Here is a 14,930-nt window from a genome sequence, read left to right on the forward strand (position 1 = left end):
GCTTACGGAAGGGCTTTTTTCAGAACGGACAGGGATATCCGTGGTTCCACGCAGAAGCGACGTTTTTGCGCAGCAAAAACTCGCGTCCAGAAGTGTACACGGATGTACACTTCTGGACAGGCTATTTCAAAAGGCTTACGGCAAATATGTTTTCAAAAGCGGTAGCGGTGTGTGCATCTACTTCGTTACTGCGCCACCCGTGACACCGATAAGAACGGCAACTATCCCGATGAGCAGCGACATACGGTCTGAGATATTCAAAAAACTCTGATGCGGTTATCCTATAAAAGAATATATTAACGATTTGACACGGTATTTTTATTGGGGTATACTTAATAAACTTATTTGAGGAGGCGCAAATATGCGAAAAATAAGCTTTAAAACAGTAATGGGAACAGCCATGCTGGTATTCAGTGCCTTTGTCATTTGCTCATGTACAAAGAGCGAAGAACCGGCAAAGAAAGCTATGAAAGTCGGTATGGTTACCGATGCGGGAACGATTGATGATAAATCATTCAATCAGGGGACATGGGAAGGCATTATCCGTGCAAAAGAAGAACTCGGCGTTGAAATTAAATACTTAAAGCCGGTCGGAACAACTGAAGCGGACTATGTAAAAGAAATTTCCAACCTTTATGATTCAGGGTATAAATTCATCGTTTGCCCCGGATTCAAGTTTGAAACTGCAATTTTCAAGGCTCAGACAAAATATCCTGATGCAAAGCTCGTTATCATCGACGGTAACGCTCACCCCGCCGATTCGTATGACGCTCAAAACGGTCCGAATACCATCGGTATTCTTTTTGCCGAACAGGAAGCAGGTTTCACAGCAGGTCTTGCCGCAGCACTTCAGTTAAAAGAAGGCCGCTTCGGATTTATCGGCGGTATGGAAATTCCGGCTGTCCAGAAGTTTAACTGGGGATGGCAGCAGGGTATCAAATACGCCAATGAAAATCTCGGAACAAACATCGAAATGCATCCGGAAGATTTCGTATATCAGGGAACATTCAGCGACATTGCGGCAGGCCAGCAGATCGCAGCTTCTATGTTTGACCGCGGTGTTACCTGTATCCACGCAGCAGCAGGCGGTGTCGGCGTTGGTGTTATCAACGAAGCGAAAGCACGCCGTCAGGTCGGAAAAGACGTATGGGTTGTCGGCGTTGACGTTAATCAGTATAACGAAGGCTTACTCCCCGATGGAAAGTCGATTATTCTAACCTCTGCAATGAAGTATGTAGACCGTGCATCCTATGATATGATCAAAGATGAACTCAACGGCAAATTCCAGGGAGGAACGACACTTGTTTTAACTGCAAAAGAAGATGCGGTCGGTATTCCTGCTGAAAATCCCAACCTTTCCGATGATGTACAAAAGAAAGTAGATGAAATTTATCAGCAGATCAAATCTAATGCTATCGTTGTTGCCGACAAGCAAGGCGATTTATTCCGTTAATCGATAAGCATTTCTTTTTGCGAATCCGAGGCTGTATGAATGTATACACCTCGGATTTTTCTTTAATTGTTTATAAGGAACCTCTGAAAAGAGAGGTTTTTAACACCAATAATTAGATAAAAGTTTACAGTGTAAATAAAGGAAGGCCTGATCTGTCTGAACAATATGCTATCGAAATGCGCCACATCCGCAAGGAATTCCCCGGTATTGTTGCAAATGATGATATAACATTGCAGGTAAAAAAAGGGGAAATCCACGCAATTCTCGGGGAAAACGGCGCAGGTAAATCCACTCTTATGAGTATCTTATTCGGTTTATATCACCCCGATGCGGGAGAAATCCTCGTCAACGGTAAACACGCGGTTATCAATAATCCGAATGATGCCAATGAACTCGGTATCGGTATGGTACACCAGCATTTTCAGCTTGTACATAACTTTACCGTTACCGAAAATATTATACTCGGAAAAGAAGGCGGTTTTTTTCTTGACCTGCATAAGGCCGAGACAAAAATAAAAGATTTAAGCACCCGATACGGATTACAAATCGATCCTAATGCACGCATTATGGATATAACGGTTGGTATGCAACAGCGTGTAGAAATTTTAAAAATGCTGTACCGCGATGCGGAAGTGCTCATCTTTGACGAACCGACCGCCGTTTTAACGCCGCAGGAAATCGAAGAACTTATCCAAATAATGAGGAATCTGGTAAAAGAAGGAAAATCCATTATCCTCATTACCCATAAATTACAGGAAATTAAGGACGTTGCAGACCGCTGCACCATTATACGGAGAGGAAAGTTTATCGATGTGATAGACGTTGCAACCACTTCAAAAAATGAGATGGCAGCAAAGATGGTCGGACGTCCGGTTGAATTTAAGGTGCAAAAAGCGCCGGCACAACCCGGCAAAGTCGTACTCGATATACAAAATCTCAAAGTTATCGGTGCAAAAAAAGTACCTGCCGTCAATGACTTTTCGCTGCAAGTACGCAAGGGTGAAATCGTCGGTATCGCAGGTGTAGACGGAAACGGGCAAAGCGAGCTTGTTCATGCACTTTCGGGCTTAATGCCGGTTGCGGAAGGATCTGTTCTGCTTTGCGGTAAGGATATCACAAAAACATCAATCCGCGAACGCAACGAATCGGGTATGGGCTTGGTTCCCGAAGACCGTCAAAAGCACGGTTTGGTTATGCAGTATTCCATTGCGGAAAACACCATCATTAAATCGTACTACAAAGAACCTTTCCAAAAGCACGGCTTCCTGCATAAAAACAAGATGTTCTCATTTGCAGGCGATATCACCAAACAATTCGACGTCCGTTCGGGCGAAGGCGTTTATTCCGCAGCACGGAACTTGAGCGGCGGTAATCAGCAAAAGGCTATCCTCGGACGCGAAATAGCCCTCGATCCCGAATTACTGATCGCCGTGCAGCCTACCCGCGGTTTGGACGTCGGCGCTATCGAAGCAATCCATAAAGAATTGGTAAAGCACCGCGACAGAGGACGGGCTGTTTTACTCATTTCTTTTGAATTGGACGAAATCTTCAACTTGTCGGATCGAATTGCGGTCATGCACCGCGGCGCTTTAACCGGTATCGTCCGCCCTGAAGAAACGACCGTTGAAGAAGTAGGCTTGATGATGGCCGGAGATAAGCACAAACATGGAGGCCAACAGTGATGATAAAAAAACACACGGCTCTTGCGGATAATACCCTTGTAATCAGCCTTTCTGCCGTATTGCTCGGTTTAATTGCAGGAGCAATTCTCATCCTTTTTATCGGAGAAAATCCTGTTATTGCCTTTACCTACCTTTTCCGCGGCGGTTTGATGAACATCGAACGTATCGGAAATACGCTTGCAACTGCAACGACACTTTTATTAGTAGGTCTTTCCGTCTCATTTGCATTTAAAACCGGTCTCTTTAATATCGGAGGTTCGGGGCAGATGCTGATCGGCGGATTGCTCGGCAGTATGTTTGCCTTATCTGCAACCGCTATGCCTCGGCCGCTCTTTTTTATTTTACTGATTCTTATCGGTGTTGTGAGCGGTGCTCTTTGGGGTGTCGTTCCCGGCTTATTAAAAGCGCTGTTCAACGTACACGAAGTTGTTTCAACTATTATGATGAACTGGATTGCCTATTGGCTGGTATTTTATATCGTACCGGGTTACTTAAAAGCGGAATATCTTGAAACGGAAAGTAAATCCATTGCCGTTACCCGCTCGCTTCGTACCCCATGGCTTACCAACTTGTTCAGCAGCGAATACGTAAACTACGGTATCTTTCTCGGCATTCTTGCAATGATTCTCCTTAAAATCATCTTGGATAAGACAACCCTCGGCTTTGAATTAAAAGCAGTCGGATATAACCGCAACTGTGCGGAATATGCAGGGATTAAAGTAAACCGGAATATCGTTATTTCGATGATGATTGCGGGAGGTCTGTCGGGCTTGGCCGGGCTCACCTACTACACCGGCTATGCGCTGAATATGCAGATCGGCGTAATGCCTTCGCAAGGGTTTGACGGTATCGCGGTTTCTTTACTCGGAGCAGGGACACCGATCGGAGTAGCACTCAGTTCAATTTTCTTCGGTGTGCTGCACGTCGGCAAAGGCTTTATGAGCGCGAACACTATTGTTCCACCGGAAATTGCAGACACTATCATTGCGGTTATTATCTATTTTACTGCAACCAGTTTGCTCTTTAAACGCTTCTGGGGAATGATTTCTAAAAAGATACGCACACGCCAAACAGCAGGGCTTTCTGCAGAGGAGGTATAACGTATGTGGCATATTTTAACCTTAATTTTTCCCTATGTGATTGCATACACAATTCCTCTTTTGATTACTTCCCTCGGAGGATTATACAGCGAACGGAGCGGTGTTACGAACCTCGGCCTTGAAGGACTTATGCTGATCGGCAGTTTTTCCGCAGCAGTTGTAATTAATTTATTGCAGCACTCCGTTCCGGCAGGGATTGTGATTCCGATAGGATTGCTCGCAGCGGCTATAGCCGGTATCCTTTTTTCGTTGCTACACGCTTTTGCATCGATTACACTAAAAGCGGATCAGGTTATCAGCGGTACCGCTATCAATATGCTTGCCGCCGCATTGACGATTTATATTGCCCGTACCGTAACGGGGTCAGGCAACGTGCGTGTTGCAAGCATTATCCGACAGGACATCCCCGGGCTTTCAAAAATTCCCGTATTAGGACCACTTTTCTTTTCGCAGGCATACTGGAGTACGTGGCTGGTATTGGCGATATTGATTTTATCGTGGATACTGCTGTATAAGACCTCATTCGGATTACGGCTGCGTGCCTGCGGCGAGCATCCGTCCGCCGTTGCGAGCGCCGGTATCAATGTACACCGGATGCGGTACTTCGCGGTATGTGCGAGCGGTGCGCTTTCCGCACTCGGCGGCGCTATTATCCTCGTAACCTATTCGGGAGAATTTAACGGCAGCGTAGACGGCCTCGGCTTTTTGGCTATCGCCGCTTTGATCTTCGGTCAATGGAAACCGTTCGGTATCCTCGGTGCAACCTTCTTCTTCGGATTTGCCCGTACCGTAGCAAATGTCTCGCAGGTTATCCCCGCTTTAAGCGGTATACCGCCGGTATGGCTCAAGATATTCCCCTACCTTGTTACGCTGATAGCCCTCGTGCTGTTCAGTAAAAACTCTGCCGCTCCTAAAGCAAACGGCGAACCGTATTAAAAAATTACCCCCTTACACCCCGGCGCTCTGCGTCGGGGTATGTTATTGATACTGTGATATTATCCTTGAGATTATAATAGCCTGCAAAAGCAAAGAACTAAATGACCGAAGAAAAGTTTACTTCACTAATATTTTTATATGCATTAGTAAATTTCATTTTATTTATTTTATATAGATTTACACAGAGATTCAAAATAGTCCATCGATTTCTTTCACTTATTGACAACCTCATTTTCAGCCTCTTGCTCGGTTATGGTTTTTATCGGGCAAATCGACTGTTTGTACTTTTGGTACCGAGCGTATTATTAATTGTGTATCCTATTGCTTGGGGGCTGAATCGAGAATTATCAGATGAAGAGCTGGATTCTGTAGTAATATTGAAATTACCATTTCCAATAAAACAAGAAAATAGAATAAAATTAAAAATTGTATTTATCCATTTTGCAACATTCCCATTTTATTATTTATTGGATAGTTGGAGTGCAAGGTAACATCGCTATGCGCAACATACCAGCAAGAATTCGATTACGATATCCGCACTATCCAAGAGCTTCTCGGTCACAGCGATGTTTCAACCACTATGGTTTACACCCATGTTCTCAACCGCGGTGAGCTTGGTGTTCAAAGCCCTATAGATTGAATACGATTTGTCTTTATCCTATTTAGCGAAGATAGGCCTAATATGCCTGTTAATGATGTGTTCCGGTGGATACTTATGGAAGAAAGATTTAATTTCTTATCTTGTAACAGTTTAGATTGCAAATGGGGCGTTCGTGTGATATTATGAGGAAGGGTCGGAAGGGTGTTATGTGGACTGCTCTACTAGAGCAGATGAGGAGGAACCGAAGAATGATAAATAGTGAACAAATAATTGCTTTATTAATCGATGCTGATAATACGCAAGAAAAAAAAATGAAATCTGTAATAATGGAAATTTCAGCATACGGTAGAATTGTTGTAAAAGGAGCCTATGGTAATTGGACAAAAGAAGTGTTAAAGAAATGGGAAGATGATTTTAGAAATCTCGCTATTAAACCAATCCAACAGATTGATTATGTAAAAGGTAAAAATGCAACTGACATGGCATTAGTAATAGATGCCTTAGATTTTCTATATACTTCCAATTATGATACATATGCAATTGTTTCAAGTGATAGCGATTTTACTCCTTTAGCTATTAAACTGCGTGAATCAGGCAAATTCGTGATAGGTGTAGGTAAAGAGTCTGCCTCAGAAGCTTTTAAACAATCTTGTGATCTATATCTTTGTTTAGAAAAACTTAACATGGATTCTGATGAAGTTATTGAGGAAGTTGAAAATAATGTAAATAACAAAGAAACAGAAATAGACGAATTAGATAGATTGTTACAAATTGCTGCAAATTCTTATCAAGATGACGAAACTGGATATACAAATGTAAGTTCCGCAGGAACATATATAAAAAGGGTAAAACCTGATTTTGACATATCAAAATATGGTGTTAAAAAATTGCCTGAATATATTGAACGAAAATCTGATTTATATGAAATGACTAAATATAAAGGAAAAGGAACTGTTAATATTATAGCTTATAAACTTAAAGAAAATAACACATAACACAGTTTTCAAAGCCGACAAACGGGACTGTGCCCGTTTGCGGTTTAAAACAATGTTATGTGGACGCCTAGTAGGGCGCGGGGTAGAAAAAAACGGAATATGTTTTAAAAGGTAAATCAAGTTTGGAAGATTATATAGATTTTAATAGAGCAGCCATTCTGCATAAAAAAAGTTATTTTTTATGATGTTTATTTATTTTTTTATAGTCAGCAAGCACTTTGTTTTTTTAAATATAATTTAGATACAAAGACTAAGTCAAAAAAAGGATTTGCATATCTTTTCGAAAATTGAAAGGATTATCAATTTATGCTAAAATAAAAAAGAGAAAATTTAAGTTAGAGATTTTTGAGGAGAAACGATTATATGAGTAATGGAATATCTATTGGAAAAGGAATTCTATGGATGCTTGTTTGGTTTGGCTTTATGATTCTGTATACGATTCTTGATATTTCAATATGGAGAAAGATTGCCCCTGAACAAAGTAGGGTTTTAAACTTAATTACTGTTGCTTTATGTATAACAATATTTCTTAATCTACTAATGACAAAAACAAATTTCAAACTACATTTGTTTTCAAATATTTCTTTTCAAGGAATAATATTAGCATTAGGGTGTTCCATATTATTTTATTTTCTTTTAGATAAGGGATTAGATCCCATATTTGAAAATTTATTTCCATCAAGTAAAGAAAACTATCAACAAACTATCCGCTTAATAAAGATATCGCCGATTGCCACTTTTTTTGATTTTTGTATCCTTGCGCCTATTCTTGAGGAAGTTTTAATGAGAGGATTTTTGCTTAACGGTTTTTGCACAAACTACGGGAAAATTGTTGCCTTGCTCATATCTGCTGCACTTTTTTCAATACTCCATTTTAATATCGTTCAAATGATACCTTCATTTATATGCGGCATAATTTTAGGTTTGCTTTATTTTTATACTGATTCTATATTTTCTTGTATCCTTGCTCATATAGGGTATAATACGATTTCATATATGATGATAATGTTACCTATATGTGCATCATCTCAAATAACTTAGTTTAATTACAATCGAACTATTAAGATATAAAAATTTTGCTTATAATTTTATTTAAAGAGGGAAAAAATTGAAAACTATACTTAATATTTTTTCTAGAGGATTTATCGGATTTTATGCAATTCTGACTCTTATTGCAGTGATTGCAGAAATTAAGGGGATAGGTTTTAAAACTGTTCACTTGCTGTATTTTGTCGGATCTATTTTGTTGATTTCAGCTGCGGTTACGAATCTACCATGGCTTGTATATCTTTCTTTAGTGTTAATGATTCCATTAGTAATTTTTACCGGTTATGTGGTTGGGAATTTAGAATGGTCTCATATTATAGTTCGCATATTGATTACATTACTATTGTCTTTACTATACAGTTACTCAATTTGCTGAGTAAGTAGAAAAAAATGTAAAATATTTTTTTTAATATGTATGATGATAATCAGGTTTTTGATATTTAGCTAAAAGAGTGGGGGCAAGAATTTAATCGAACTATTAAGATATAAAAGTTTTGCTTATAATTTTATTTAAAAGGGAAATTGAAAATTAACACATAACATCCGCTTCAACCTGACATTTGTTTTGTCACGAAAGTTGCTGGAATCGGTCGCTGCTAGTGCAGCTCCCTTTTTAATGCAACTTTCGCGCCAACCTTGCCTTACGCTTTGCGTCGACAAAGGCGCAAATGCAGGTTAAGCGAACGTTAGACTGCCCCCGTGGGGTGCTTGGTATGAGGGAAAGAAATGAAATTAAAGGATATATTTCTAGTATTACTTTTTATATTAATAGCCTCATTAAATCTATTTGCATCAAATTCTCGGAAATCTGAAATTGATAATATTTTATATTACGCAAATTGGATAAAAAATCATGAATATACAACTTATGAGAATTATGAAAATGAATTAAACTATACCACAATAGAAGTTTCTGATCGTGAAAAATGTGGTTTCCTTCCAAATGAAATATCTTATACTAAGAATGCTAATCTTTACTGCACAGAAATATATCTTGATGATGTAAAAGACAGATTAATTGCGATGATGCAGATTGAAGGAAGCGGCAGATTCCCCTATCTTACGATTTTTCGCTTTGACAGTAAAAAACAAAAATGGATTATATATTATTACGGTGACGGCTCAGCTGGAAATTGCGGGTTAGTCTATCCTGTTCAAAATCCCATTACAGGAAAAACTTTATTTTTTGAAGAAGAACGTAATTTTGATAATAGACGTCTTGTAGCATATAATCTTCTTTCATTTAAAAATAAAAAATGGAAAAAAGAATCAACGGCAAGAGCCTGTTATGTTTATAATCTTACAAATGATGAAAAGAAATGGATTTCTTCTGGCATAATTGAAAAAATGGCTACGTTTGATTATTCATTCATGGGACTCAAAGGCGACCATCCTGAAATAATTGAGCGTGAAGTTTTAGATAAAAAAATCATCGCGAAACCTTATTATACTTCGGTTGGTTACATGGCTTCTAATTTTGAGATAATTATTTATAAGCGAGGGGGTGAAGTCCTTAAAAACGAAGGAAAAGCATTTGAAGACGAAAGAGAAATTTTAAAAATTAATGAAGGACAATGGGGATTCAATCTAGTTGAAAAAGGTAATAAATTTTATCTGGTATATATAGGAATGGGAAATTCCAGAGAACAACGAGTTTCAACAATAGAATCTTTTATGCTAAATGTTTTAGATTTATCCACCCTAGAAATTGTATACAGTAGTTATATAAACTGTGATATAGAATTTAAATAAAGAATATTTTTTAATCGACTCAATCTCGATTAAAAAATGGAATAGAACTTTAAGGCGAGTCAATATGAAAGCGTTGCGTAACTATGCAAAAGAGAAAGGGGTTCCTATTTCTTCGTTAACAGATTCTGAAAAAGAGCAATTTACAAAAAGGAAATCTTGCAAATAGTAAGGTTTCAAATTCGTAGAGAGATAGAACCTAACACCGTTTTCAAAGCTGACAACGCAGACAAGCTGCGTTGCAGTTTAAAACAATGTTATGCTCACACGCTATAGGCGTGGTTTTTAGAAAAAGGGGGAATAGGATGGTTTTTCCAGGTTTAAAAAAATTGGGCAAAGAATTTGGGTTCAAAAATAACGGAACATATTTTTATGGATTTATAAATAATACATATGTTATGTTTGCAGATGGGGCGAATCAGAAAAATGTGAATTTCATATTTCCAATTGAATTAAATGAAGATGATAAAAAGAAAATTTTATCTTGGAAAAGGAAAGGATATGCAAAAACTATAGATTTTTTTCACGATCAGTCTTCTAATGTTTGTATTATATTTGCAGAATATTTTTTACCTTTCAAAATTTCAAAAATAAAAGAAGTAATTGAAGACATAACTGGGTATATTAAACAAAAATACCCACAAGAAAAATCAAAATGCAGTGGAGATAACTGTACAGCAACAGATGGACTTAATCTATTTGATGTTGATGGTATTCCGGTTCCAATGTGTTCTTCTTGTGCAAAAAGATTAGAAACTAAAATTAACAATGCGTATGAAGATTTTAGGCTCCAACCAAATAATTATCTTCAAGGTTCAATAGCAGCAATAGTTTTTTCTATTCCTGGAATATTAGTAACATTCATTTTATTTTTATTAGGTAGAATCGCAGGTGCATCAGGTTTAATATATTTTTATCTTTCACAAAAAGGCTATGTTTGGGCAAAAGGCAAAATGAACAAGATAGGTGTACTTATAATTTCTTTAATAAGTTTGGTATATACGGCTGTTGGAGTATATTTAAGTTATATTGCTGTTATTATAAAAGAAGTATTAAAGCTTCCAGAAATAGAAGGGTATCCAATATTTGAAATTGTAAAGCTTGCTTTTGAATCAGTAAAAGAACCTGAAGTCAAAAGAGAATTACTTACAAATATATATTTATCGTTGTTTTTGTGTGGTATTTGTATCATAATAAATATGATTCAGTTATTAAAATCAACTGGCAAGGTAAAAATAAAAAAAGCATAACAAGGTTTTCAAAGCCGATAAAACCTTTGTCACAAAAGTTGCTTTCCGCATCTTTGCACCGCTTCAACCTGACATTGCAGACAGACCGCAAGTGCAGATTAAGCGAATGTTATACGCACAGTGCGCTGCGCTGGAAGTTAAGGGGTAAAAATGTATTATTTTATTAAAGATCATAATTTGTTATCCTCAATAAATTACCTATTGATTTCGTTTGCTTTAATATGTGTTGGATTATGTGTGACAATATTGTGCAATAAAGTGAGTAAAAAAAAATTAGATGCAAGAAAAAAATCTAATATTCAAAAGACTGATGAATTCGTGCACGAAAATATTGAAATTTATGAAATGCTTTTAAATAATTTATGGAAAAATAAGAAAAGAGAATATTTTAGTTATAAAGTCTCTATATATTTAATTGTAATTTATGTTATTCTTAATATAATTTCTTTTATTTTAAAGGGTCAATTATTTAGCAACAAAGCAATTTGCATCTTATATAATCTTTATTGGATGGTTTTGCTGATTCTACTAATTAATACATATAATTTCATTATCGATAAAAAAGAATGGAAATTTTTACAAACAAAAAGTTCGATAACTTTTACAGATAAATATGTTCTCGAAAATAATGAAAAAATAAAATTAGTAGTATATTCTAATGAAGATGAATCTTGGCAATTTTTATCTGGCAGACAATTGAATACTGAAGATGCTAGAGTTGTGGCATTAGAAGAAATAATTATTAAATATCCATTGTATGAAGCAATGTATATATTGCCAAAAGGCTATGTTGCTTCAAAAACAAAAAATAAATGGATTATTATAAAAGAACAAAACGGCTAACGCCGTTTTTGAAGCCGATATTGTACTTTCATGTAATACGGTTTAAAATAATGTTAGGTTGACACCTACGGCGCGAAGGAGAAAAAATGAGAAAACTCTTTTTATTATTAGTATTGGTAGTTATTGGAAGCCATGGTTTCCCCAATGAGTATGAACCTAAAAAAATGTTTACGGAAGTGAATGATGATGTTGCAATGTATTTGGGAGGCGTGGTTGCAAAAGGAACAGGGGTAACAGCATTGCAGACCAATATCGTACCTCAAGGAAAAGCTGATATTGTAATAACATCTGCGGCAGGAAAAAAATTTGAAATAACAGGAATGAAATGTACTTCTATGGTACAAGCCTTGGATACAAGTAATAATGAAGTAGCTTATATGGTTACATTATTTACCGTAAAAGAATCTTCAGTCAAAAAACTAAATAAGCAAGTTAAGAAGAATCAAGTAAAGTTCTCCACCTTGCTTAATACACTTGGCGAAAAGGATTTAGATTCAGAAATGGCAGGAACTGCAGAAGAACCGGATACGAATACTTTTACTAAACTTAGAAATTTGCAGGTATATGATATCTTTGTGAAAACATTCGAAGGCAAAGAGATACATCTTCAAATTTATGTAGAAAATTTCCATGACGCTAAGGATTTGTAATTATTTGAAGCAAAAAATGAGTGCTCAAGCATAATTTGCTGGGTATATGGTCCGAACAACTCTGACATCACTATCATCAGACTTAAATCTCAGACAAATGAACAGCCCCGAGCATAAAGTTCCTATCGGAAGTATTTATATTTAAGGTGTAAGTGACTTTGTGACTTATAATAGGTAAGTATATGAAAAAAGTATTTGAAACGAATGATAAAAGAGAAAGTAGCTTCTTAAAAAATCATTTAAATGATAAATATTATGAAAGTGAAATCCGAAATGCTTCAGGAAAGTACGAATTATTTGTAAATGAAAATATTTACGATGAAGTCTTGATTGAAATAAATAAAATCGGAAAGAAATTATCAGGTGATATTGTTTTAGATAAAAAAGAAAGTTTAAAAGAAAATAAATATAAAAAAGGTTCCTTTTTATATTTCGTTGAAAAATACTTCCAATTGAAATATATACATTTATTTACATTTTCTATAATTTATTCTTTGATAATAAATATACCTTTCATCATAGTCTCAATTAATAGAATAATAGTAGAAAAAAGTTTCAATACTGAATATTTAGTGATTTCACTTCTGCCGTTTTGCATAATAATATTTCTTAGTCAGTTAATACTGATTTGTACCAGATATTATCAGACATTAAAAATGGTGAATGAGATTTTTGTAATCAGAATCGGTAAAAAAAATGACTATGCGAGCTTAAATTACAAAATAATTAATTTTATTATTGCTGTTATTAGTCATATAGTTATTACGGGTTTTATTATTAAAATTTATATAGAACTTATGTACTAAATAAAAAAGCCGCCCTATTAAGGACGGCCTTTTACTGCTCATTACCAATTATCGGTAAATGGAATTGCTTTACCGAACATTTCCGTTATCGTGCGTATTCGATAATACGTGTTTCGCGGATGAGCGTTACCCGAATACGGCCGGGATATTTCAGATCGTTTTCAATCTTTTTCGCAATATCCCTGCCCAAGGCCTTTACTTCTTGATCAGGTATCTTTTCATTGTTTACCAATACCCGCAGCTCGCGGCCTGCTTGGATTGCATATGCTTTTTCAACGCCTTGGAACCCTTCTGCAATTGCTTCAAGGTTTTCAAGCCGTCTGACATAGTTATCCATCGTTTCGCGGCGGGCACCCGGCCGTGCGGCAGAAATAGCATCGGCAATCTGCACCAGTATGGATTCCACACAGGATGGCTCAATATCATTATGGTGCGAACCGACCGCATTGACGATACGCGGATCGAGGCTCATCTTCCGCGTCATCTCCATACCAACTTCGGCGTGGTTCTTGTCGGAATCCGCTTCGGCACCTTTACCGATATCATGCAGTAAACCGCCGCGTTTTGCGATTTCCACATTCGCGCCGATTTCTGCGGCAAGCGTACCTGCCAAAATAGCGACTTCTTTGGAATGCTGCAATACGTTCTGCCCGTAGCTCGTCCTAAAATGCAAGCGTCCGAGTGCACGCACCATTTCCTGTCCCATATCGTGAATACCGAGGTCAAAGAGCACTTTTTCCCCTTCTTCATACACGGTTTGCGAAATTTCGCGCGTAACCTTCTGCACAATTTCTTCAATCCGCGCAGGGTGGATTCGGCCATCCAGAATAAGCCGTTCCAATGCGATACGGGCAATTTCTTTCCGCACCGGATCGAAACAGGAAATAACCACCGCCTCGGGCGTATCATCGATAATAATATCGACACCGGTCAAGGTTTCCAGCGCACGTATATTGCGCCCCTCACGCCCGATAATCCGCCCCTTCATTTCATCACTCGGCAAGCTCACCGTAGAAACGGTTATATCGCTTGTTGTCTCCGTAGTCAGCCGCTGAATAGTCGTAACCAAAATATCACGCGCTTTTTTTTCAGCGGTAAGGTTCGCTTCCTCTTCTATTCTATTGATAAGAACCTGCGCATCCTTTTTCGCCTCATTCGCAAGACTCTGGATAATTAAATCTTTTGCCTGAGCCTGTGTCAAACCGGAAATGCGTTCCAGTTCTTCCTTGTACCGTTCTTCCTCCCCATCCAAGACTTTTTCACGTTCGTCAAGCGCATCCTTCCGCTCAACGAGTTGCTTTTCATTTTTTTCTGCCAATTCCAGCCGTTTATCCAGCTGTTCTTCTTTTTGGGTTAAGCGGCGTTCCATCCGTTGAAGGTCGCTTCTCCGTTCGCGGTTCTCTCGTTCTTGTTGATTTCTTTCCCGAATAAGTTGTTCTTTTGCCTCAAGAAGAATATCCTTCTTTTGAGCTTCAGCCTCTTTTATAGCCTCCTGTAAAACCCGCTCTGCACGCTGTTCAGAAGCAGATAGTTGAAATCTGGCATACAGCCAGCGAATCGTCCATCCAAGAATTAAACCGATAATTACGAGAGCAATACACACGATCACCATCATGATTCCAGACATGTTTGCTCCTTATAACAGTAGATAACTGTCATCTTAAACTTTATACTGAATACCTCAAAATGTCAATAATTTTCAATTTTCCGAACAGGTTTAATATGTAAAAAACCGGAAGTAGCAAATTATAAGAAACTATAGTAATATAGTTATGGCATTTCTAAAATTTTAATCACCTGTAGAGATGCCCATAAACA

At 37.5% G+C, this 14,930-nt stretch carries 13 protein-coding genes and 1 pseudogene; 13 read left to right on the forward strand and 1 reads right to left on the reverse strand.

Translation table 11 applies throughout. From position 1 onward, the window contains the following. Window positions 1-361: 361 nt before the first annotated feature. From E4N66_RS10230 to E4N66_RS10290, 13 genes and pseudogenes are all read left to right on the forward strand, one after another. Window positions 362-1,453 carry a BMP family lipoprotein gene (locus E4N66_RS10230; RefSeq protein ID WP_044013708.1) on the forward strand — a complete coding sequence of 364 codons (1,092 nt, stop codon included), beginning with the start codon at window positions 362-364 and terminating at the stop codon, window positions 1,451-1,453. Between the two features lie 176 nt (window positions 1,454-1,629). Next, window positions 1,630-3,135 (forward strand): ABC transporter ATP-binding protein, encoded by a 1,506-nt coding sequence (locus E4N66_RS10235; protein ID WP_044013710.1) that lies wholly within the window; start codon window positions 1,630-1,632, stop codon window positions 3,133-3,135. Beyond that, a complete protein-coding gene (locus E4N66_RS10240) occupies window positions 3,135-4,235 on the forward strand; it encodes an ABC transporter permease (protein ID WP_044013712.1) in 1,101 nt (366 codons plus the stop codon). Before E4N66_RS10235 ends, E4N66_RS10240 begins: the two co-directional genes overlap by 1 nt. A 3-nt stretch (window positions 4,236-4,238) precedes the next feature. Next, the gene (locus E4N66_RS10245; RefSeq protein WP_044013714.1) at window positions 4,239-5,171 is read left to right on the forward strand and encodes an ABC transporter permease; all 933 of its coding nucleotides are present in this window, start codon (window positions 4,239-4,241) and stop codon (window positions 5,169-5,171) included. A 101-nt stretch (window positions 5,172-5,272) separates the two neighbouring features. Next, window positions 5,273-5,662, forward strand: a complete 390-nt coding sequence (locus E4N66_RS10250) for a hypothetical protein (protein WP_253729461.1) — start codon at window positions 5,273-5,275, stop codon at window positions 5,660-5,662. Between the two features lie 35 nt (window positions 5,663-5,697). Next, window positions 5,698-5,811, forward strand: a pseudogene (locus E4N66_RS10255) (tyrosine-type recombinase/integrase); the annotation flags it as partial. A gap of 209 nt (window positions 5,812-6,020) precedes the next feature. Next, window positions 6,021-6,767, forward strand: a complete 747-nt coding sequence (locus E4N66_RS10260) for an NYN domain-containing protein (protein ID WP_253727935.1) — start codon at window positions 6,021-6,023, stop codon at window positions 6,765-6,767. Window positions 6,768-7,130: 363 nt separating this feature from the next. Next, on the forward strand, window positions 7,131-7,808 hold the full coding sequence (locus E4N66_RS10265) for a CPBP family intramembrane glutamic endopeptidase (protein ID WP_253727936.1): 678 nt from the start codon (window positions 7,131-7,133) through the stop codon (window positions 7,806-7,808). A gap of 732 nt (window positions 7,809-8,540) precedes the next feature. Next, window positions 8,541-9,566: a hypothetical protein gene (locus tag E4N66_RS10270; RefSeq protein WP_253727937.1), complete on the forward strand. Its 1,026-nt coding sequence runs from the start codon at window positions 8,541-8,543 to the stop codon at window positions 9,564-9,566. A gap of 302 nt (window positions 9,567-9,868) precedes the next feature. Continuing rightward, on the forward strand, window positions 9,869-10,813 hold the full coding sequence (locus E4N66_RS10275) for a VTT domain-containing protein (RefSeq protein WP_253727938.1): 945 nt from the start codon (window positions 9,869-9,871) through the stop codon (window positions 10,811-10,813). Between the two features lie 150 nt (window positions 10,814-10,963). Beyond that, window positions 10,964-11,656 (forward strand): hypothetical protein, encoded by a 693-nt coding sequence (locus E4N66_RS10280; protein WP_253727939.1) that lies wholly within the window; start codon window positions 10,964-10,966, stop codon window positions 11,654-11,656. Between the two features lie 86 nt (window positions 11,657-11,742). Next, window positions 11,743-12,306 carry a hypothetical protein gene (locus tag E4N66_RS10285; protein ID WP_253715139.1) on the forward strand — a complete coding sequence of 188 codons (564 nt, stop codon included), beginning with the start codon at window positions 11,743-11,745 and terminating at the stop codon, window positions 12,304-12,306. 182 nt (window positions 12,307-12,488) lie between these two features. After that, complete coding sequence (locus tag E4N66_RS10290) at window positions 12,489-13,112, forward strand: hypothetical protein (protein ID WP_253727940.1); 624 nt, start codon at window positions 12,489-12,491, stop codon at window positions 13,110-13,112. Between the two features lie 85 nt (window positions 13,113-13,197). Here the strand turns inward: E4N66_RS10290 and rny are convergent, their stop codons facing one another. Continuing rightward, window positions 13,198-14,739, reverse strand: coding sequence for a ribonuclease Y (gene rny, locus E4N66_RS10295; protein WP_253673831.1), 1,542 nt, complete (start codon window positions 14,737-14,739; stop codon window positions 13,198-13,200). Window positions 14,740-14,930: the final 191 nt, after the last annotated feature.

Origin of the sequence: Treponema sp. OMZ 857, assembly GCF_024181085.1 — a bacterium.
Lineage (GTDB): Bacteria > Spirochaetota > Spirochaetia > Treponematales > Treponemataceae > Treponema.